The sequence below is a fragment of the Bacillus sp. BD48 genome (genome assembly GCF_046566805.1).
GTDB classification, from domain to species: Bacteria; Bacillota; Bacilli; order Bacillales; family Bacillaceae; genus Bacillus; species Bacillus safensis.
This window is the reverse complement of the sequence record NZ_JANGFM010000002.1, coordinates 543,576-563,769: the sequence shown is the minus strand read 5'-3', so window position 1 is coordinate 563,769 and position 20,194 is coordinate 543,576. Positions and strand designations below refer to the sequence as shown.

At 39.9% G+C, this 20,194-nt stretch carries 22 protein-coding genes; 1 reads left to right on the top strand and 21 read right to left on the bottom strand.

From position 1 onward, the window contains the following. Window positions 1-23: 23 nt before the first annotated feature. The 4 genes from ftsX to ACLGGR_RS07805 form a co-directional block, all read right to left on the bottom strand. Window positions 24-914 (bottom strand): permease-like cell division protein FtsX, encoded by an 891-nt coding sequence (gene ftsX, locus ACLGGR_RS07820; protein WP_251215984.1) that lies wholly within the window; start codon window positions 912-914, stop codon window positions 24-26. Continuing rightward, window positions 907-1,593 (bottom strand): cell division ATP-binding protein FtsE, encoded by a 687-nt coding sequence (ftsE, locus tag ACLGGR_RS07815; RefSeq protein ID WP_142945301.1) that lies wholly within the window; start codon window positions 1,591-1,593, stop codon window positions 907-909. Before ftsE ends, ftsX begins: the two co-directional genes overlap by 8 nt. A gap of 380 nt (window positions 1,594-1,973) precedes the next feature. Continuing rightward, complete coding sequence (gene cccB, locus ACLGGR_RS07810) at window positions 1,974-2,303, bottom strand: cytochrome c551 (protein ID WP_251215985.1); 330 nt, start codon at window positions 2,301-2,303, stop codon at window positions 1,974-1,976. A gap of 48 nt (window positions 2,304-2,351) precedes the next feature. Continuing rightward, window positions 2,352-3,200: a YitT family protein gene (locus ACLGGR_RS07805; RefSeq protein WP_024426245.1), complete on the bottom strand. Its 849-nt coding sequence runs from the start codon at window positions 3,198-3,200 to the stop codon at window positions 2,352-2,354. Window positions 3,201-3,389: 189 nt separating this feature from the next. Between ACLGGR_RS07805 and ACLGGR_RS07800 the strand changes: the two genes are divergently transcribed. Then, window positions 3,390-4,124 carry an alpha/beta family hydrolase gene (locus ACLGGR_RS07800; protein ID WP_410972835.1) on the top strand — a complete coding sequence of 245 codons (735 nt, stop codon included), beginning with the start codon at window positions 3,390-3,392 and terminating at the stop codon, window positions 4,122-4,124. Between the two features lie 16 nt (window positions 4,125-4,140). Here ACLGGR_RS07800 and ACLGGR_RS07795 read toward each other — a convergent pair whose 3' ends face one another. From ACLGGR_RS07795 to flgM, 17 genes are all read right to left on the bottom strand, one after another. Next, entirely contained in the window at window positions 4,141-5,934 is a 1,794-nt protein-coding gene (locus ACLGGR_RS07795; RefSeq protein ID WP_410972834.1) for a M3 family oligoendopeptidase, read from the bottom strand. A gap of 124 nt (window positions 5,935-6,058) precedes the next feature. Then, window positions 6,059-7,160 (bottom strand): peptide chain release factor 2 gene (gene prfB / locus ACLGGR_RS07790; protein WP_098677688.1). Its coding sequence is split into 2 segments (ribosomal slippage): window positions 6,059-7,087 and window positions 7,089-7,160, totalling 1,101 coding nucleotides; the frame shifts between segments, so codons are not numbered across the junction. A gap of 67 nt (window positions 7,161-7,227) precedes the next feature. Continuing rightward, the gene (gene secA, locus ACLGGR_RS07785) at window positions 7,228-9,753 is read right to left on the bottom strand and encodes a preprotein translocase subunit SecA (RefSeq protein WP_251215988.1); all 2,526 of its coding nucleotides are present in this window, start codon (window positions 9,751-9,753) and stop codon (window positions 7,228-7,230) included. A gap of 198 nt (window positions 9,754-9,951) precedes the next feature. Beyond that, complete coding sequence (gene hpf / locus ACLGGR_RS07780) at window positions 9,952-10,515, bottom strand: ribosome hibernation-promoting factor, HPF/YfiA family (RefSeq protein WP_024423608.1); 564 nt, start codon at window positions 10,513-10,515, stop codon at window positions 9,952-9,954. A 188-nt stretch (window positions 10,516-10,703) separates the two neighbouring features. Further along, complete coding sequence (locus tag ACLGGR_RS19265) at window positions 10,704-12,389, bottom strand: methyl-accepting chemotaxis protein (RefSeq protein ID WP_251215989.1); 1,686 nt, start codon at window positions 12,387-12,389, stop codon at window positions 10,704-10,706. A 33-nt stretch (window positions 12,390-12,422) separates the two neighbouring features. Beyond that, on the bottom strand, window positions 12,423-12,803 hold the full coding sequence (locus tag ACLGGR_RS07765; protein ID WP_142945306.1) for a DUF8042 domain-containing protein: 381 nt from the start codon (window positions 12,801-12,803) through the stop codon (window positions 12,423-12,425). A 14-nt stretch (window positions 12,804-12,817) separates the two neighbouring features. After that, the gene (fliT, locus tag ACLGGR_RS07760; RefSeq protein WP_046313066.1) at window positions 12,818-13,159 is read right to left on the bottom strand and encodes a flagella biosynthesis regulatory protein FliT; all 342 of its coding nucleotides are present in this window, start codon (window positions 13,157-13,159) and stop codon (window positions 12,818-12,820) included. Next, window positions 13,156-13,560, bottom strand: coding sequence for a flagellar export chaperone FliS (gene fliS / locus ACLGGR_RS07755; RefSeq protein WP_058837543.1), 405 nt, complete (start codon window positions 13,558-13,560; stop codon window positions 13,156-13,158). Before fliS ends, fliT begins: the two co-directional genes overlap by 4 nt. Window positions 13,561-13,577: 17 nt before the next feature. Beyond that, window positions 13,578-15,107 (bottom strand): flagellar hook-associated protein 2, encoded by a 1,530-nt coding sequence (locus ACLGGR_RS07750; protein WP_410972833.1) that lies wholly within the window; start codon window positions 15,105-15,107, stop codon window positions 13,578-13,580. A 20-nt stretch (window positions 15,108-15,127) separates the two neighbouring features. After that, a complete protein-coding gene (gene flaG, locus ACLGGR_RS07745; protein WP_251215991.1) occupies window positions 15,128-15,469 on the bottom strand; it encodes a flagellar protein FlaG in 342 nt (113 codons plus the stop codon). 161 nt (window positions 15,470-15,630) lie between these two features. Beyond that, the gene (gene csrA / locus ACLGGR_RS07740; RefSeq protein WP_008360181.1) at window positions 15,631-15,855 is read right to left on the bottom strand and encodes a carbon storage regulator CsrA; all 225 of its coding nucleotides are present in this window, start codon (window positions 15,853-15,855) and stop codon (window positions 15,631-15,633) included. Beyond that, window positions 15,849-16,283, bottom strand: coding sequence for a flagellar assembly protein FliW (fliW, locus tag ACLGGR_RS07735; protein ID WP_075611996.1), 435 nt, complete (start codon window positions 16,281-16,283; stop codon window positions 15,849-15,851). Before fliW ends, csrA begins: the two co-directional genes overlap by 7 nt. Before the next feature lie 28 nt (window positions 16,284-16,311). Then, complete coding sequence (locus tag ACLGGR_RS07730; protein ID WP_251215992.1) at window positions 16,312-16,890, bottom strand: DUF6470 family protein; 579 nt, start codon at window positions 16,888-16,890, stop codon at window positions 16,312-16,314. A 46-nt stretch (window positions 16,891-16,936) separates the two neighbouring features. After that, entirely contained in the window at window positions 16,937-17,845 is a 909-nt protein-coding gene (gene flgL / locus ACLGGR_RS07725; RefSeq protein ID WP_251215993.1) for a flagellar hook-associated protein FlgL, read from the bottom strand. 9 nt (window positions 17,846-17,854) lie between these two features. Continuing rightward, window positions 17,855-19,375, bottom strand: a complete 1,521-nt coding sequence (gene flgK / locus ACLGGR_RS07720) for a flagellar hook-associated protein FlgK (protein WP_410972832.1) — start codon at window positions 19,373-19,375, stop codon at window positions 17,855-17,857. A gap of 15 nt (window positions 19,376-19,390) precedes the next feature. Continuing rightward, window positions 19,391-19,873: a flagellar protein FlgN gene (locus ACLGGR_RS07715; protein WP_251215995.1), complete on the bottom strand. Its 483-nt coding sequence runs from the start codon at window positions 19,871-19,873 to the stop codon at window positions 19,391-19,393. 18 nt (window positions 19,874-19,891) lie between these two features. Then, entirely contained in the window at window positions 19,892-20,155 is a 264-nt protein-coding gene (gene flgM, locus ACLGGR_RS07710; protein ID WP_024423620.1) for a flagellar biosynthesis anti-sigma factor FlgM, read from the bottom strand. Between the last annotated feature and the right edge of the window lie 39 nt (window positions 20,156-20,194).

The following is a 20,194-nucleotide window of genomic DNA, read 5'->3' as shown; positions in this document are numbered from 1 at the left end:
CGAATGCTGCCATCAAAATATATTTATACTTTTAAGAATTTACGGATAGACGTTAAGCTTCCCCATACACCAATGATTGCACCGATCACTAGCAGGATCAGTGATACTTGATAGACAAACGGGTTGTATGGAAGCATTGAAATAAATGAGCCTTGTACTCTCGGTGCGATCCAGCCCACTGCATATTGATACGTGCCAAGCAATAGGGCAATTGGTATAATGGAACCAAATACACCAAGCAATAATCCTTCAATGAAGAATGGCCAGCGGATAAACCAGTTCGTTGCACCTACCAGCTTCATAATCTCAATTTCTTTACGTCTAGCAAAAATCGTAATTTTGATCGTATTGGAGATTAAGAACATAGCTGTAAATAACAGCCCAATAATGAGCACAATCCCAACATTACGCGCTACTCCGACTACATTAAAGAGCCGGCTGACCTCTTCTTTTCCATAGGTTACTTTATATGTACCCTTTAGGTTTTCTAATTTCTTCGCTACTTTTGGTGTATCGTGAGGATCTGTTGTTTTCACAATAAACGCATCGTTTAATGGATTTTCTTGATCAACAAGTCCCATGGATTGTCCATTTTCTCCAAAGCTTTTAATCAGTGCTTTCAGTTCGTCATCCTTAGATGAGTACTTCACATTACTGATTTCAGGTATCTTTTCAATTTCTGCTTTTAATTCATCCTGCTGCTTTTGATTCGCCGTTAATTCGATTAATACTTTTACTTCTACTTCTTTTTCAGCGTTCGATGCCATGTTATTCAGGTTGAGCATAATCACAAGGAAAACCCCAACTAAAATCAATGTGACAGTAACCGCACTAATTGATGCAAAAGTCATCCACGTGTTTCTTCCTAGTGAACGGAAGCTCTCACGTAAATGCCGCGAGAGAGTTTTAATCATAAATTCCGTACTCCCCTCTTGCTTCGTCACGCACAATGATTCCATCTTCAATTGCGATGACGCGTTTCTTCATGGTGTTTACAATTTCTCTGTTGTGTGTCGCCATAACCACTGTTGTTCCGCGGTTATTGATTTCTTCGAGCGTCTTCATGATTTCCCAAGAAGTGTCTGGGTCAAGGTTTCCTGTCGGCTCATCTGCAATGACAACCTCAGGACTATTGACGATCGAGCGAGCGATAGACACACGCTGCTGTTCACCGCCAGACAGCTGGTCAGGAAATTGGCGCGCTCTGTGCTTTAGCTGGACCAAATCGAGAACATCAAGCACTTTTTTCTTAATGATATGAGGCTGTTCACCAATTACTTCAAGAGCAAATGCTACGTTCTCAAACACAGTAAGAGTTGGAAGCAGCTTGAAATCTTGGAATACTACGCCAATTTCTCTTCTTACGTAAGGAATTTCTTTTTCCTTCATTGAACCTAAATCTTTGTTATTAATTAAGATTTGCCCTTTGGTCGGCTTCTCTTCACGATACATCATTTTGATGAAAGTAGATTTACCAGCACCACTGGGACCAACAACATACACAAACTCTCCTGGATGGATAGAGACATTGATTCCATTGATCGCCTTTACACCATTAGGATAGATCTTGTAGACTTCCTTCATTTGAATCATGTAATCACCTAATCTTTTCTTATTCGCTGACAAACAGCTTATCATGATGTTTTGACACTTCTCGTCAAAAAACTTATGTATGGTCACGCACATACCCTTCGATACTTACTAACAATTTATGTCCTTTTCATCCAAAAAGATGAAAAAATTGAATCGTCTAATTTTCAACAACTCCAATTATACGTCATGAATCGACGCAATGGTATTACATTTATATTTCAAAACTTATAAATAAAAGGTAAATAGAACAATCAAAACCAAAAAACGTGCCTTTATACCCTTATTTTTTAAATAAAATTTAATATAATGCGTTATCATACTATCAAAAAGTCTTTTTCTACATATAAAAAACAAAAAACCTTGTCGATTAGACAAAGGTTTTATTTTTTCTCTGCAAGCCATTTTGCTACTTCTTTTGCTTGCTTTTCATCTACCATTCCGCTTGGCATTGAGCCTTTACCGTTTTGCGCAATATCTGCGATTTGGCTTTCATTATATTTCTTCCCTACTTCTTTCAGGCTTGGTCCGCCTCCGCCAGATAGGTCTTTCCCATGACAGCCAATACAGTTTTGCTGATAGATCTCCTCACCACTGCTCACAGATGACGCACTTTTGCTGCCTTCCTTGTCACTGCTGCTTGAATTTCCTCCACAAGCCGCGAGAACAAGAAGCATCGCTGCAAATAGCATCGTTAATCCGCTTTTTTGCATCTATTTCCCTCCCTTACAATCATTTGGTCAACGCTATTATATCCTTGTTTACGCCCTTTTAAAACCCTCACCAAGCACCTCTTTTGCATCCATCACAATGACAAAGGCTGATGCATCGATTGCTTTCACCACTTGTTTCAACTTTGTGAATTGTGACTGTCCAACGACACACATCAAAATCGGTCGGTCATGATCGGTATATCCTCCGACTGCTGAGATCTTCGTCACACCGCGGTCAATTTGATCAAAAACCGCCTGTCTGACCTCATCTTCATGCCCTGTAATGATCATCGCCATTTTCGAATGACTGAAGCCGGCCTGTACCACATCAATCGTTTTACTAGAAATAAACACACCAATGACCGCGTACAGCCCCTCTTCGATTCCAAAGACCGTCATCGCAGCTAGAACAATCAAGCCATCCATCATCGCTAAACAGGTGCCTAGCGTGAGTCCTGTGTACTTATTGATGATTTTGGCAGCGAGTGCCGTTCCTCCCGTTGATCCATTCCCAAGGAACACGAGCCCTATTCCGATCCCAATGACCACTCCGCCAAAAATAGCCGCTAGCAGCGCTTCATGTGTGACAGGTGCAATATGTCTAGTGACAAACACCATGAAAGGTAAAAAAATCGAGCCGACGAGTGTTTTCACTCCAAATGTACCGCCTAATAAATAAAAGCCAGCGATAAACAGCGGAATATTAAGCCCCCATTGCACATACGCCGCTTCAAAGCCGAATGACTGCATGATGGTACTAATTCCGCTCACACCGCCTGCTGCAATCTGATTCGGCAATAATAACGTATTAAATCCAATCGCCACGATGGCTGATCCGATTAAAATGAACAAATAATTTTTCACTTCGATCCAAAATTGTGAATGTCCCTGCTTCATGTCTTTCTTCCTCCGTTACTTCTGAATGCACACCTATTTTAAGCCCTCTTAAAACGATTGTAAATAACAGCCAAATGCAGTGCTAATGGATTAATACTTTATCACACAGACGGATCAGCGTACTTGCCGGTTGGCATAGGAGTAAATGATGGTATATTTAATATGTACATGAGAAAGAAGGGGCATGCGGTGAAGAAAATACTGAAGATAACAGGTATGACATTACTTGCACTGATCATCTTAGCTTTTGGTGCTTTCTATACATGGAGCCGCTTCACATATGGACCATCAGAAGCATTAAAAAAACAGGTGAACATTGAGCAAGTGGAACATAAAAACGATGTTTATACATTTGAAGCACCAAAAAGTGATACTGGCATCATTCTCTATCCTGGGGCAAAGGTGGAACCACTTGCGTATGCCTACATCGGGGATGCGCTGATGAAAAAAGGCTACTCTGTCTTTATCCCTGACATGCCATTTTCCTTTGCGATCTTCAAACCAAACAAAGCGCAGGACATCATCAAAGATCACCAAACGATCAAACACTGGTATATTGGCGGACATTCACTTGGCGGGGCAGCTGCCTCAATGTTTGCAGAAAAAAATCAGAGCAAGCTTGATGGACTCTTTTTCCTAGCATCTTATCCGGCATCAGATGCCCTGAAACAATCGTCACTAAAAGTCCTCTCTATTTCAGGTGAAAAGGATGGGCTGGCATCACAAGAGAAAATCAAAAAGTCGAAAACAAATCTGCCGTCTCAAACCGTTTACCAAGAGATAAAAGGCGGCAACCATGCGCAGTTTGGCATGTACGGCAAACAAAAAGGTGATCAGCCTGCGGACATTCCAGCCTTATCGCAGCAAAATGATCTCATTCAGACAATGCTTGATTGGTTGAAGCCAGCAAAAAAGCTCCCATAATGGGAGCTTTTCATTTTTATTTTTTTGTCGCTTCTAAAAATTCTTCAGCATCTGCTACAGCCAAACGAATGGCTTCTTCCCAAAATGCTTTTTGGGTAAGGTCAACGCCTAGATGTTTATTGGCTAAATCTTCTACTGTCATTGAAGCAGTATCTTTTAATAATGCAATGTATTTCTCTTCAAACGATGTACCAGCCTGCAATGCTTTTGCATAAATTCCTAACGAGAACATGTATCCAAAGGTGTATGGGAAATTATAAAACGGAACATTTGTGATATGGAAATGCAGCTTAGACGCCCAAAAGTGCGGATGGTATTCATCTAATGAGTCACCAAATGCTTCCTTCTGTGCTTCGACCATCAGCTCATTCAACCGGTCAGCCGGCACTTCTCCTTGTTTACGCTCTTCATAAAATCGCTGTTCAAATAAGAAACGAGATTGAATGTTCATAAAGAATGCTACACTGCGCTGCAGCTTATCTTCTAACAAGCTGAGACGCTCCTCTTCATTTGCCGCTTCTTTTAATGAAGCATCCGCCACAATCATTTCTGCAAATGTCGACGCTGTTTCAGCTACATTCATTGCGTATTTGCGATTCAGAATGCGAACATCCTGCATCACTTCCTGATGGAACGAATGACCAAGTTCATGCGCTAGTGTCGCCACATTGGATGGACTTCCTGAGAAGGTCATAAAAATGCGTGACTCTCCGCTGTCAGGGAAATTTGTACAAAAGCCGCCTACCCGTTTGTTTGGACGGTCCTCAGCTTCTACCCAGCGTTCGTTAAAGGCTTTTTCTGTAAAAGCAGCAAGCTCTTCTCCAAATCCACCGAAATGTTTCACAATAAAAGCAGCTGCTTCTTGATAAGGGTAGATTTTGGTCTCACTGCCGATAGGAGCCCCAACATCGAACCAGCTCAGCTTATCCACTCCAAGCATGTCAGCTTTTCGGTGTAAATAATCAATGAATGGCTGCTTATGTTCATCAATCACAGACCACATCGTATCAAGTGTTTCTTGTTTCATCCGGCAAATATCAAGCGGTTCTTTTAAAATGTGATCCCAGCCTCTTGCTTCATACACTTGCAAACGAAAACCAGCGAGGTGGTTGAGCGTACTAGCAAATAAATGTTCATCCTGCGTCCATGCATGCTCTAGGTTGTGGTAAACAGCCTTTCTGACTTCACGATCTGAATCATCCATGGCATTTTCCGCTTGGCCAACAGAGATCATCTGCGTTTCACCATTCTGTTCAAACGGAATCGTAATTTTATTCACTAAGCTGGAATAAAGCTCATCCCACGCATGGTACCCATCCACAGCCAGCTTTTGAATCAGCGTTTCTTGTTCAACAGGTAATTGATCCTTCACACGGTCTCTTCGCTCATTTAATATGTAGCGGACATCTGAAAAGGCTGCTGAATTGGTCAGTTCTTCCCACTTATTTGCAGGGATAGCAGCAAGCGCTTGATCAAACAGTGCAAGGATGGTTCCTAAATCAGCTTCCAGCTTGGCAATCGTACCTCGAAGGCTGCCTGCCTTCATATCCTTCGTATTTTGAGCTTGTAGACAGGATACAAATGAACCTGCTTGAGACAATTTTTTATATGTAGTTTCATACGTGTCAAGGACAGACGTTAATTGGCTTTCAATGTGTGTATCTTCTTTTGAAAAGGCATCTACCTTTTGTCGTAATTCATCTAATAGCTGCTGAATGTTTTGCAGGTATGTCTTAAATTCTGGTGAAGAGCTGCCTCCTTTAAAAAAGGCATCTAAATCCCACGTTTCTTGCAATGGTGTTAATCCCAAAATATTTCCCCCTTTATTTGCTAATTTCATCATACAAAGGATATAGAATCAGTATGTCGTATGTATTCCTTTATATTCATTATATTTTCTCACAATTAAAAAAACCCGGCAAGAAGCCGAGTTTTTATGATAATTTCGAACGTAGGTAAGCATCGATAAATGAATCTAAATCTCCATCCATCACCGCTTGAACATTTCCCATCTCCGTATTGGTTCGATGGTCTTTCACAAGAGAATAAGGGTGGAATACATAAGAGCGGATTTGGCTTCCCCAGCCAATTTCTTTCTGCTCTCCTCTGATTTCATCCAATTCTGCCTGCTGTTCTTCGATTCGTTTTTGATAAAGTTTCGATTTCAGCATTTTCATCGCACGTTCTCTGTTTTTGATTTGTGATCTTTCTGTTTGGCACGTCACGACGACATTTGTTGGAATGTGTGTGATACGAACGGCAGAGTCCGTCGTATTGACGTGCTGCCCGCCAGCTCCGCTTGCACGATACGTATCCACCTTGATATCCTCTGTCCGAATATCAATATCAATTTCTTCATTGAATTCCGGCATGACATCACAGGAAACGAATGACGTATGTCTGCGGCCAGATGAATCAAAAGGAGAAATACGGACCAAACGATGGACACCTTTTTCTGCTTTTAAGTAACCGTACGCGTTATGCCCTTTGATGAGCAAAGTCACAGACTTAATTCCTGCCTCATCACCAGGAAGGTAATCAAGCGTTTCGACCTTAAAGCCTCTGCGCTCTGCCCAGCGAGTGTACATTCTCAGAAGCATAGAACCCCAGTCCTGTGATTCAGTACCGCCTGCACCTGGGTGAAGCTCAAGAATGGCATTGTTTTTATCATAAGGTTCGCTTAAAAGAAGCTGCAGCTCAAATTCGTTAAACTGCTTCGTTAAGTTCTTCAGCTCTTTTTCAAGCTCTGCATGAAGCTCCTCGTCATAATCTTCCTTTAATAAATCATGCGTCATTTGCAGTTCTTCATGCGATTCACTGAGCTCATGATAGGAATTCACAGAATCCTTCAGTGCATTGGCTTCATTGATCACGCCTTGAGCCTTTTGCTGATCATTCCAAAAATCAGCCTCTGACATTGTCGCTTCAAGCTCTGCAATTTTGGCTTCTTTTGTTTCTAGGTCAAAGAGACCCCCTAAAATCAGCTAGCCTGCTAGCCATATTTTCAAGCTCTTGTCTAATTTCTACTAATTCCATATCCTTCACCTCATAGATGTATGGGGGCTGACATGAATAGAAAGAGGTTTTCACCTCTTTCCATTACTTATTCTGTCTTCCCATGACAATTTTTATATTTCTTGCCGCTTCCGCAGTGACATGGAGAGTTTCGTCCAATGTCTACGACTTTACGTACCGGCTTCTTCTTCACTGTCTTCTCCTCATCGCCCTCTTGCGGCTGATGAGCCGTTGTTTGACCTTGAACCACTTCTTCACGTTCTAGGTTGTTTTGGATTTCTGATTTCAAGACATACTTGGCCACGTCATCTTCAATTGAAGCCACCATATGCTCAAACATCGCAAATCCTTCCATTTGGTACTCACGAAGCGGATTCGTTTGTGCATACGCACGTAAATGAATACCTTGACGCAGCTGATCCATTGCATCGATATGGTCCATCCACTTCGAATCCACCGCACGAAGAACGATGACTTTTTCAAATTCACGCATTTGTTCTTCGCCAAATTTTTCTTCTTTTGCATCGTATTTTTCTTTAATACGATCCATGATGAAAGTTGTGATTTCATCTGCTTCTTTACCGAAGATATCTTTGACCGAAATGGCACCTTCATCTAAATAGTTCGTGTTGATTAATTCAACAAGACCATCTAGCTTCCACTCTTCAGGCAGCTCTTCTTTTGGCGTATAAGATCCCACAGCACGCTCAATTGAAGATTGAATCATATTGATGACAATTGATTTTAAGTTGTCAGAATCGATAACTTCAAAACGTTGTTTGTAGATCACTTCACGCTGTTGACGAAGCACATCGTCATATTGCAGAAGCTGCTTACGGGAATCAAAGTTGTTCCCTTCCACACGTTTTTGAGATGATTCAACGGCTTTAGACACCATTTTACTTTGGATTGGTGTAGAGTCATCCATGCCAAAGCGGTCAAGCATCGCCATCGTCCGCTCTGCACCAAATCGGCGCATCAATTCATCTTCCATTGAGAGATAGAATTGGGTAATCCCTGGGTCTCCTTGACGGCCAGAACGTCCGCGAAGCTGGTTATCAATACGACGTGATTCATGACGCTCTGTCCCGATAACAGCCAGACCTCCAAGTTCTTTTACACCTTCGCCAAGCTTGATGTCCGTACCACGTCCTGCCATGTTTGTCGCAATGGTCACAGCACCTTTTTGACCAGCCTCTTCAATAATTTGTGCTTCACGCTCATGGTTTTTTGCGTTTAACACTTGATGAGGAATGCCTTTATTTTTAAGCAGCTTAGAAATAAGCTCAGATGTCTCAACTGCTACTGTTCCAACAAGAACTGGCTGTCCTGTCATATAGCGCTGCGCAACATCCTCAGCCACTGCTTTAAATTTACCATCCATTGTGCGGTAAATTAAATCAGGTCTGTCATCACGAACGACTGGCTGGTTGGTCGGGATTGTCACAACCTGCATGTTGTAAATGTTACGGAATTCTTCTTCTTCCGTTTTTGCTGTACCCGTCATACCCGATAACTTTTCATACATACGGAAGTAGTTCTGGAACGTAATTGTTGCTAGTGTCATGCTTTCGTTCTGTACTTCAAGACCTTCTTTTGCCTCGATGGCTTGATGCAGACCTTCGCTATAACGGCGCCCCTTCATTAAACGTCCTGTAAAGGAGTCAACGATGACTACTTGGCCTTCTTCTACCACATAATCCACGTCTTTTTGCATCGCAACATGTGCCTTCAGCGCCTGAGCAATGTGATGGTTCAGCGCGACATGTTTGACATCAAACAAGTTCTCGATGCCGAATGCTTTTTCAGCCTTCGTCATTCCGCTCTCAGTCAATTGCACACTTTTTGTTTTAATATCATACGTGAAATCATCTTCTATTTTTAATGTACGGACAAATGCATTGGCTTGTACGTAAAGTTTTGTTGATTTCGCAGCTTGTCCAGAAATAATAAGAGGTGTTCTCGCTTCGTCAATTAAAATGGAGTCAACCTCATCGATCACGGCATAATGAAGTGGTCTTTGAACCATCTGCTCTTTGTAGAGCACCATATTATCTCGTAAATAGTCAAAGCCGAGTTCATTGTTTGTTGAATACGTGATATCAGCGGCATACGCTTCTCTTTTTTCATCTTTGTCTAAGCTGTTTAAGTTTAAGCCGACCGTTAAACCAAGAAATTCAAAAATTTTACCCATTTCCTGCGCATCACGGCTTGCCAAATATTCGTTGACTGTCACGATGTGGACGCCTTTTCCAGAAAGAGCATTTAAATAAACAGGCATTGTTGATGTCAGTGTTTTACCTTCACCTGTTTTCATTTCAGAGATGTTGCCTTCGTGAAGCGCGATCCCCCCCATGAGCTGCACCTTAAATGGATACATTCCTGTCACGCGGCGGGATGCCTCGCGAACCGTAGCAAATGCTTCAACCAACAGGTCATCCACGGATTGTCCTTTTTCAAGTTTTTCTTTAAATTCAATCGTTTTATTTCTTAAAGCCTCGTCAGATAATTTTTCAAAATCTTGAGCGAGAGCTTCGATTTCATTTGCCTTTTTTTCATATCGGCTGATCGTACGTTTCGTAGGATCAAACACTTTGTTTAAGATTCCAAGCATATAATAACGCTCCTCTATTTCATGCAATTTTTCGGCATGTCCAAAAGTTTGACAGGTCCATATTTACCTGCATTTATCATACCATACCTTCTTTCATTTCCAAAGAATTTGCCATAATTTCGCACAAAAAACCCGCCCCTCATGAAGGGAACGGGTTTACTTTATTTAGGTTGTTTTTGAATCAGCATCAACTGATGTTTAAGCGTTTGGCTCGATAAGTCCATATTTACCGTCATTTCGGCGATAAACCACATTGGTCAAATTTGTCTCAGCATTTGTGAAAACGAAGAAACTATGACCTAACATGTTCATTTGGAGAATAGCCTCTTCACTATCCATCGGTTTTAAGTTGAAACGCTTTTGTCTGACGATTTCTGTTTCATCAATCTCTTCGTCATCTTGAACTGCTACTTCAGCCGTACCATTTCCTCCAGCAAATAAGTGCTTTTTGGCACCTTGCTCGCGGAATTTACGGTTTACTTTTGTTTTGTGCTTTCTAATTTGACGTTCTAATTTACTGGCTGCTAGGTCTACTGCATTGTACATATCCTCATTATGCACCTCAGCTCGAAGTGCTAGATCAGTCATTGGAATGGTAACCTCAACTTTAGATTCTTGATCGTTGTAAAACTTCAAGTTCACGTTGACTGAAGCATCTACGTCTGTCTCAAAATAACGCTCCAGCTTTCCAATTTTTTTCTCGACATGATCTCTTAGTGCAGGTGTTACATCGATGTTTTCTCCTCTGACATTGTAATTCATGTAAAGAACGCCTCCTTTAAAATTAAGGATATGTAAACCTACTTCTACTTTTCCCTCCTTTTCTCCTGCTCAAACGTAAAAAAAATGTGAATATTTATTGAAATTTGTCGAATTTTGCGGTGCTTCAACTGTTGCTTGATAGGTGATGAATATATATTCGGCTGATTCTTGAAAAAGACCAGCGCTCGTTAAATGGTAAAAGATGAAATCGATGTTTTCAGCGATTGAGATAAGGATTTTAAATCCTCCGCAGCGGCTTTCATCTCTTCATTGGCCGCTAATGATTCTTCAACAGCAGCAGACATGTACTCTGTCTCTTCTGAGTTTCTTTTCGCACCTTCTTCAATGACACCAACTGTTTGAGAAATTTCCTCTGTACTAGCAGAAATTTGTTCTGCAGTGGCTGACAGCTCTTCTGCTTTCATTGAAATATCACGAATAGATTCCAAGATTTCATGGAAACTCTGTTCAGATAATTGTGATACTTTTACACCCTCTTCTACATCCCGCTCAACCTTCGTCATCGATTGTGATGACTTTTCTGTATCTTTGTTCACGTTCTCGAGTAATTGACTAATTTGATCTGTCAGCTGACTAGATTCTTCTGCCAGCTTCCTCACTTCATCTGCTACAACTGCAAAGCCTCTTCCATGCTCTCCCGCCCTTGCTGCTTCTATGGCTGCGTTTAAAGCAAGCAAATTCGTCTGGTCAGCAATGGCATGGATGTGACCTAACAAGTCTTGAATGCCTGTAAACTGCGCTTGTACATGGGTCATTGTGGAATGGTGGTCATTCACAGACTCTTTAATAGAACTCATTTGTTTCACAAACTGTTGAATAAGGGCAGCACCCTCTTCAGCCTTTTCAGTCACTGAAATTGAGTGACCCGAAACATCGGACGTGTGTATAGCTGCATTTTGCATGCCAGTCGACACTTCTTGAATGGCGGATGCAACTTTTCCAACCGCATCTGATTGTTCACGTGAAGCTTCACTGACCTGTTCAATCGAGCTAGATGTCTGCTCACTAGCCGATAACGTTTGACTGATGGTTTCCTCAAATTGGGCAGCAGAATCAGCAAGCTGTCTTGATCCACTTTGCACCTGCAAAATAAGCTGACGCAAATGAGCTGTCATTTGGTTAAAGGCTGTGCCGAGTTGACCAATCTCATTTTTAGAGGTCACTTCAATCTCTTCAAGGGTAAGGTCACCATCTGCCATCCTTCTTGCGGCATTTGTGACAGAGACAATTGGTTTTGTCATGCGATGAACGAATCTGATCCCAATCACCAAAAGGCCAACAATAATCGCTGCACTGACAAGAATGAGTGTAAGTAATAATTGATTACTATCTTGATTGAGCTGATTGATCTTTTGATCACGTTGTTTTAGCTGATTTTGAGCGAATTCTTTTGTTAAGGTATGTATTTCTTGTTCGATAGGTTGTAATTCTTGACTGAGGCGGGTGTTGAATTCTTTTTGATTTTGCATATTTAATGAATTAAATAATCGATTCGTTGAGGTGTAGTAGAGATAATTTTTTTCTGAGATTTGATCTAATAGATTTTTTGCTTGTTTGACCGTACTCATTTTCGAAGCTTCTGCTGTTTTCTTATTAATATCTTCATATGTTTGCTCAATTTTCTGCAAATTTTCTGCATCTTGCACGACGACATATGTTTTAATCTGTGCTTCCTGCTTTTGCAGAAGCGCTTCTAATTCCAGCGAGGTCTGATAAAGCTTCACTTCCTTGCTTAATAGCGCTTTATAGGATTGATCTGTTTTGTAATAGAGAAAGCTTGAGAATCCTAACATACTGACAAACAATACACACATGACAATAAGCCCAAATAAAAATTGATTTTTTAGTCTCATAATTTCCTCCGAATGGTCTGAATTGGACAAAAATTAATGAATGACATACGGCCTCATACAGGCATGTATTTCATCCATCCACTTTCTATATTCAGGTATAAAATATGATTTCAGGAATGATTGGAAGTGATTTGAAGGGAATGTATAGAAAGCTAGTATATCAAAACTTAAAAATATTTGATCAAACGAACGAATCGTTTGGGCAAAGTGATCATTTTCAATAATTGAAAGCAGAAGGGGATGTGTTGTGTCTAAATGAAAGAAGGCGTGGATCAGATCATTAAAGATCCGATCCCCTTCTGTTTTGTCAAAATCCTTCTCAATTTCATCTAAATATTTTAGACTCTCTTCTATCGTGTATAGAAGTTCATAATATGTGGTTAATAAAATATAGTCATTTGAACGATACGCCACAGGTCTCACCTAATTTATTTCCGTTTATCGTAGTATACGCCGTCACTTGTTATGGGCTGGTATGGATTTTGATAATTCAGCTGTTTTGTTTTCTTTTTTTGAATGGCTTGAATATCTGCTTTTATCCCATTTTGGATAACCGTTAATTGTTTCGCCATCTGTTGATCTGTTTGTATGATTTCTCGGATTTTCTCTTTTTCTTGATCCGTCAATTCATGCTGTATATCTCTCATTAATTCGTCTCTCTCAATTAAAAAGGCATCAAAGTCTTCAACCAGTGTGTCACTTTGCGGATTTTCCGCTATTTCGGCTGCCATTTTTAATGTTTGATCATGCAGCTGGTCTACAATACTCATAGAGAGCCCCCAATAGAGTGATGACGGCCTTTTCGATCGGTTTGAATGACTTCCTTCCACGCATCACGGAAATCAGTTACGTACTCTTCTACTTCATTCAATATCTCTTCGTCATTTTGAAGATTGGCTTCTATCAGTCTGCGATAAATGTAATCATACATACTTGCCATACTCTTTGATACGTCATAGGAACGATTTAAGGTGACATTTAATTCTTGAATGATGTTTTGAGCCTTTTTCAGGTTCAAGTTTCTCGTTTCAGCATCCTCTTTTTGAATGGCATGCTTCGCTAGTCTGATGAACTTTAAACAGCCTTCATAAAGCATAAGCGTCAACTCGGCAGGTGTTGCGGTCTCAATAGAATTTTTCTGATAGGCGGCATAAGGGTTCTGTATTGCCATATGTTATAAACCTCCAATTATTGTCCAAGCAGTTGAGAAAGGTAGCCAGATTGGTTGTTTAGCTTTTGAATCGCACTATCCATGGCGTTAAACTTTTTGTAGTAACGGGCTTCCACCATTTTTAAACGATCTTGGAATGTGCTCATTCGTTTTGTCAAAGAATCAAGGTCCTTACCAAGTCCGTATTCCTTTAATTCCATCGTTGTGCTGCCAGCCTTTGTTCGAATGCTCTTCGAGAAGGCGGTTAAGGAATTTTTGACACGATAAATGATTCCTTGTTCTTGATATTGCTGCTGCGCTTTTTCTTTATCTTTTGAATCCACATTTAAACTACCCGAGATAAACATTTGTCTGACTTTCTCTGGGTCTTCTTCAATGGCTTTTCTTAATTTCTCTACTCCATCACTATCCTTACTAAATTCAAGCTTCCCACCATCTTTATAGCTGGATGATGTCGAAATACCGATTTGTGTGAGTTGAATTTTATTCCCATCACTTGTCGTAATATTAGCATACAAATCACTTCTTATTTTAGAGGCACCAGATCGTAAAATGGAATCACTTCTCAGCAAGCCAGACTTCGCGGTCGTTTCCCATAGCTCAATTTCTTTTTCAGACATCCCTTTTTTCTCTTCTGCTGTTAATGGTTGATAGTCTCTGTTTCTTTTTTCATTGACTTTACCATTAATCTGCTCAACGAGCTCATTGTACTTATCAACAAATTGTTTAATTTTATCAAAGATTGCATCTACATCTGTTGAAACGTTTAAGCTGACAGGCTGATCCGTTGTTCCTTTAAGTTCGTACGTAATACCAGCCTGTTCAAATGTATTGTTGTTATTTTCCATTTTCAGGCCATTAATCTCGTATTGTGCCTTCTGTCCTTGAGTAGTCGCAACTAATTTGTTATCTCCATCTACTTGGAAGCCTAATTGCGTTAAAAATGAAGCTGAATCGCCATCAGCTGCTTTAATACTGACACCTTCACCCGTTGTCCGAGAAGTAAGAGCAATTGTATCCACGTAGTTAGTGCCATCAGAGATTTGGCCTTTGTAAGCCGTCACACCTAATTGCGCGTTGTTTAGCTTTTTCACGATGTCATCGATTGTATCGGAATCAGAAGTATTGATCGTCACCATTTTCGGTTCTGTTGAATCTGGTGTCGTCACTTCAAACGTAAACGTGCCGTTTGCTGGTGTAAATCCAGATGTACCAGAGGATTTGAAGACAGAAGCTGTCGCTAGTTGAGTGACATGAATAGAGCCAGAGGTCGCATTTGTTGATCCAGTTGCTGTGACAGCCGCTTCATTTGAGCTTGTTACTTTTTTGGCACCATATGTGCTTGGAAGATTTAACTTTAAGCTGGTAATCAAATCATCTAATTCTTTTATCTTCGAATTGACCTCACGATAGCTGTCCATTTGCCATTCGAGTGTCTGTTTTTGACGTGTCATTTTATCAAGTGGTGCTTGCTCAGTTTTCATTAGCTTTGAGACGATTTCATCAATATCAAACACATTTGAAAATCCAGTAATTCGGTTAACCATTGTTTATGTTCTCCCTTCATTTACATCCTTTTATCTACAAATAAACCGACAATCTCTGTCATTGCCGCATAGAAATCAAGCCATTCCTTGGACGGAATTTCTCTAATGACTTCTTCTGTTTGGTTATCTACGACTTTGACATAATATTCATTGAGTTTTTCATGTAATTCAAATTGCAGATGAAATTGCGTAGGCTCAATGAGCTGGTTTGCCCCTTGAAGCGTTTTTTCAATTTCTTCTTTTGAAACGACATTGCCATTTGCTTGTAATTCTGAGTTTACATTGTCATTCTGGTTATTAGAAACACGGGTTTGAAATGCATCGATAATTGGCTCTAGCGATGTCAACTTACCAACAGACATAGTTATTCAGCTCCTGTGCTTTAATCTATCTTTTATATCGGCTTTGAATTTGCAAATTAAATATAGATGGACCGATTTGTTAAAGTTTCAAATAGATTATGAACATTGGTATCGAAACGCTTTCACACGGAGAAGGACAACTGAATGCGATAAAAAAATCCTCACTTTTTTTGTGAGGATAATTGAGAGAGGAGATCTAAGGATAAACTCGCAGCACGATTGTTCTCTTCTTGAATAGACAGGTACACTTCTTTCCTGTGAATATCGATGTGCTTAGGAGCCTCAATCCCGACTTTCACTTGATCGCCTTCTATTGAAATAATCTTGACTTCAATATCATCGCCTATTTGAATCGACTGGTTTAATTTACGAGACAGCACTAACATGAGGAAGCCACCTCTAACAAATGTTTTGTATGATAGGCTGAATCATGCAAAATCACCTGCTTTGCTTTCATGTTTTTCCGGTTCACAATAATAGGCGCTCTTAAATTGGCTGTCGTTTTTTCAATAGATGATTCCATTGTTAAAATAACCATTACTTCCACATCATTGGCATCTTCTACTTCCAAAATGTCTACAACCGTTTCGTCTAAATCAAATTCGTATTGATTGAAAAATAAAAACGGGCTGCTGACGATAAAGCCTAATGCCGAGTTTTTCAATGATTGAAGAACTAAAAATGGAGACTCTTCTGATAAAGGCAAAATGACAAACTGTTTTTGATCCAGAAATCCTGGTATCCCATTAGAGAAGTTGATGATTTGCTCCTCTTTGATTGTCACTTCACCATGGTATTTTGTTTGAATGATCATAATTCACGACCTTTTTCGTTTTTCTTAACTATACCTTATCACCATTTTGGCCCGTTTCGTCAACTTCTATTTTTAATTCTGGGTATTGTAACATATCAATATTGACCTTACCTGGCTGGTAGTTAACGATTGGTTTATGTGGAGTTGCCTCTATGACAGCTTTTTGCGGCTCCACATCAATTTGAAGTTCAGAAGGCTGATAGTGAATTTTCACACTAAAGAATGAAGGTATCACACCAATGGTGAATTGTTTTGCTGGAGGACTGCCATTGATTTTGGCAAACTCAGCAATCGCATTCCCACCATTCTCGATTTTAATGAGTTCACTTCCTTCTTCCGCTCTTCGGCCCATTCCTTCTCCAACAGCACGTTTCCCCTCAGCTGCCCATTCCTCAGAACGCCTAAAAATCGACTTGATGTCCATATCGGCAAATGCCTCGGTTTGATCAATGGTTAATTTCGACGGTGTCCTTTTGATATTCATGACAGCTCGTGGCTGCTGAATCTCAAGGTCCGCTCGTGGCTGCTCTACTTCTTGCCGGGAAGGAGTTGTCCACATTTGAAGCTTTGCATAGGTTTGCTGCATTAACAATCTAGGGATTTGCATATGTTCACCTCCATGATGCAAAAAAGCACCCATCGGATGCTTTTTATTATCTTAAGAAATCAACAAGGGATGGCTGAATGACTTTAGCTGTTGTCGCTAAAGCAGCTCTATTCACTGTCTCTTGTTGAAGAAGATCAAGAATTGCCTTTTCACTTTCAACATCTTCATTATCTGATTTAGCATTTTTCAGGACTTCGAATTGTGAAGTCAAACGACTCTCTACTAAGTCAACACGATTCGAACGTGCTCCTAGGTCAGATCGCTCAGCACTCATCACTTCTTTAAACTGATCAATACTTCCTAATGCATCATCTGAATTCGCGAATGTTCCATTTTTCAATGAATTTTCTAAATCAGTCAGCATTTCAATGACATTTTGACCGCTGGCCTGTCCTCCAAACGCTGAGATTGGATTTGAGTTTACATTTAAAGTGATGCCATCAGAAATATTCGCTTGAACAGTATTCGCATCTGTATAATTTTCGAAGTTAAATGTATACGTTCCGTCTGCATTCTCAACAACTGGTTTAACATTTGTATTTGTTCCATTAAATACGAACTTACCTAGCATTTGGGTGTTCATTGCATCGATGATTTGATTCTTCATCTGGCCAATTTCCACTCCGATAGCTGCTAAATCTTCCGGCTGCTTTGTTCCGTTCGCCGCATCAAGCACTTTATCTCGTATATTAGACATAATATCAATGATTTCTGTGACACTTGTTTCCGATGTTTCAATCCAGTTTTGCGCTTCATTTAAGTTATTTTTATATTGTTCATTTCGAAACAAGGCAGTACTATATTGAAGGCTTTTTACTGCTGCAACAGGATCATCAGACGTTTTCGTAAAACGTTTGCCTGTTTGTGCCTGTTCATTAATTTTAGATAGTTTTTCATAACTTTTACTAATATTACGCAGTGAGTTTTGTGAAATCATTCCTTGTGTGACTCGCATCTGTTATCCCTACCTTCCTACGACACCCATGCCGTTTATTACCTTATCCAATACTTCATCTTGTAATGTCATAATTCTCGCAGCCGCATTATATGCATGCTGAAATTGAATCATATTCGTCATTTCTTCATCAATAGAGACAGCGCTTGTCGACATTCTACGTTCATTGGCTGAATTGACAAGAGCAGCTGAACTGCTTTCAAGCGTCATATTTTTTTTGCCTTGTATCCCCATCTCAGCAATGACATTTTGATAATAATCCTGAATTGTCGTTGTATTTCCACCGATTGGTAACTTTAAATCTTGTATATTAGCTAGTTTTGTAGCATTCGAACCGTCACCTTGTGTTTGATTGAGAGATGCTGCAATATTATCTGTTGATGCTAAAATGACATCGCTCACTTTAATACGAGCTGCCAACCCTTTATTCAATTCATTGTTATTCTCAATATCAAAAAAGTCTTGCCCACTTGCACCATTTAACGTGTACCCCTGCTTATGTACATCGTTAAATGTATCCATAAATACTTGTGCTACTTCATCAAGCTCTGCAAGCATATCTGGATACATACCTTTTTCAGCACCATTTGACATGTAGCCATAAGCCTCAACAAGTGCTTTTACTTTACCGTTCACTTGTAATTGATCCGCTGCAATAGTTGTTGTTCCGAATTGAAGTGAGTTAACAAGTCCCGTTGTATTATCGTAAGAGATTTGCAGTTCAGACTTTTCGTTCGTAATACCATTCAAAATGTTTCCTGCAGATTGTCCATTTGCACCGATAATGTCGATGTTGACAGTTCCTTCAGCAATTTTGAGTGCATTACCGCCAGGTGGATTGTAGCTGACCTTAATATCAACAAGTGAGGATAATTGATCTACCAAAGTATCACGTGTATCATAAAGATCATTTGGAAGATATCCATTTGGCTCAACTGCTGCAATCTGTTTGTTCACTTCATCTATTTGAGATAAAAGAGTGTTTACATCTTTAGCTGTTGAATCGAGTTCCGTTTTCAAATTCTTTTGTATTGTTGTTAAAGAAGAATTGAGCAGACGGAATTGGTCAACTAAAGCCTGTGCACTTGTTTTAACTACTGTACGTGCAGAAGCTGTATCAGCATTTTTAGTTTCCGATAACACCTGTAATGATTTCCAAAGGTTATCAAAGGCTCTGTTCAAGCCTTCATCCGTCAAATCATTCATAACCCCTTCCATCTGGGAAAGGGCATCTGACTTCGTTGAGTAGTAAGACAAGTTGTTGTTATGATCTCTATATTGTAGATCTAAAAAGCTGTCTCGAATTCTTTCAACCGTTCCAACTTGTACACCTGTCCCCATTTGACCATACGTCTTGCCATCATAAACAGAAATGACTGGATAAGGATTTTCTGCTTTAAAGGTCACTCTTTGTCTTGAGTAGCCCTCCGTATTGGCATTGGAGACGTTGTTTGATGTGACATAAAGCCCTGCACGCTGGGCTGTAATTCCTCTTTTTGCCGTTTCTAGTCCCATGAATGTAGAACCCATTGGTATCCTCCTTGTTTATGCCTTTGAATCAAACAAAGCCCTTTGCTGTTTAGGCTTTGAACTCTCAAGACCATTTTGTCCGTAATTCATATTTTCTTTATTAGGGTTAACCAGCTCGAATGTCAGTGAAATAAATTGAAGTGACTGCTGAATAAGCTGTTTGTTCAGTTCATTTACATCTTTTAGTTCCACCATGATGTCTTTTAGTTTCTCATATAATGAAATGAGCACTTCTTGATCTGTACCTTCAGCCTTTTCGATACATGCAGTGATAGTTGGCGATTGATCACTTTGTAAAAATTGAACGGTCGCTTCAATTCGTTTTTCTTCTAATTGAGAAATGGCCTGAATATACTTTTGCTCTAAATTCAGAACCTCTGAAAGAGCATCAATCTCATTGCTTTTCAGCATTTCTGTTTTATCCTTAGACAGCTTTAAAAGCTGTTCATGCAATCCATAGAGACGATGCAGTTCTTCAATAATTATTTTAACTGACATTCACGCTGCTCCCTTTTGTTATTGTTGTTTATAAAAATTCAGCATCTTATCTGCAATGCCTTTTGTATCTACTTGATATGTTCCGGCTTCAATGCTTTTTTTAATTTGGTCTATTTTATCTTGGCGTTCTCTCATAATATTCGGCACCTTTTGCATTTCGATTGCCTTTTTAGAAATTTCGACTTTATCAGTTGATTTTGCTTGATTCGATTGCAACGTTTGTTTCTCATATGTTTTCTTGTAAGGATTTACTGGCTGTGTTCCATATCGATTAATTTTCACGGGATTCCTCTCGCTTTCCGTTACAGTCTGTCTTGATTC

Coding starts and splice junctions, on each gene's coding strand:
- ftsX (WP_251215984.1), bottom strand. CDS start 914: ATGATTAAAACTCTCTCGCGGCATTTACGTGAGAGCTTCCGTTCACTA.
- ftsE (WP_142945301.1), bottom strand. CDS start 1,593: ATGATTCAAATGAAGGAAGTCTACAAGATCTATCCTAATGGTGTAAAG.
- cccB (WP_251215985.1), bottom strand. CDS start 2,303: ATGCAAAAAAGCGGATTAACGATGCTATTTGCAGCGATGCTTCTTGTT.
- ACLGGR_RS07805 (WP_024426245.1), bottom strand. CDS start 3,200: ATGAAGCAGGGACATTCACAATTTTGGATCGAAGTGAAAAATTATTTG.
- secA (WP_251215988.1), bottom strand. CDS start 9,753: ATGCTTGGAATCTTAAACAAAGTGTTTGATCCTACGAAACGTACGATC.
- hpf (WP_024423608.1), bottom strand. CDS start 10,515: ATGAATTACAATGTCAGAGGAGAAAACATCGATGTAACACCTGCACTA.
- ACLGGR_RS19265 (WP_251215989.1), bottom strand. CDS start 12,389: ATGAGACTAAAAAATCAATTTTTATTTGGGCTTATTGTCATGTGTGTA.
- fliT (WP_046313066.1), bottom strand. CDS start 13,159: ATGAGTATTGTAGACCAGCTGCATGATCAAACATTAAAAATGGCAGCC.
- fliS (WP_058837543.1), bottom strand. CDS start 13,560: ATGGCAATACAGAACCCTTATGCCGCCTATCAGAAAAATTCTATTGAG.
- ACLGGR_RS07750 (WP_410972833.1), bottom strand. CDS start 15,107: ATGGTTAACCGAATTACTGGATTTTCAAATGTGTTTGATATTGATGAA.
- flaG (WP_251215991.1), bottom strand. CDS start 15,469: ATGTCTGTTGGTAAGTTGACATCGCTAGAGCCAATTATCGATGCATTT.
- csrA (WP_008360181.1), bottom strand. CDS start 15,855: ATGTTAGTGCTGTCTCGTAAATTAAACCAGTCGATTCAAATAGGCGAT.
- fliW (WP_075611996.1), bottom strand. CDS start 16,283: ATGATCATTCAAACAAAATACCATGGTGAAGTGACAATCAAAGAGGAG.
- ACLGGR_RS07730 (WP_251215992.1), bottom strand. CDS start 16,890: ATGCAAATCCCTAGATTGTTAATGCAGCAAACCTATGCAAAGCTTCAA.
- flgL (WP_251215993.1), bottom strand. CDS start 17,845: ATGCGAGTCACACAAGGAATGATTTCACAAAACTCACTGCGTAATATT.
- flgK (WP_410972832.1), bottom strand. CDS start 19,375: ATGGGTTCTACATTCATGGGACTAGAAACGGCAAAAAGAGGAATTACA.
- ACLGGR_RS07715 (WP_251215995.1), bottom strand. CDS start 19,873: ATGTCAGTTAAAATAATTATTGAAGAACTGCATCGTCTCTATGGATTG.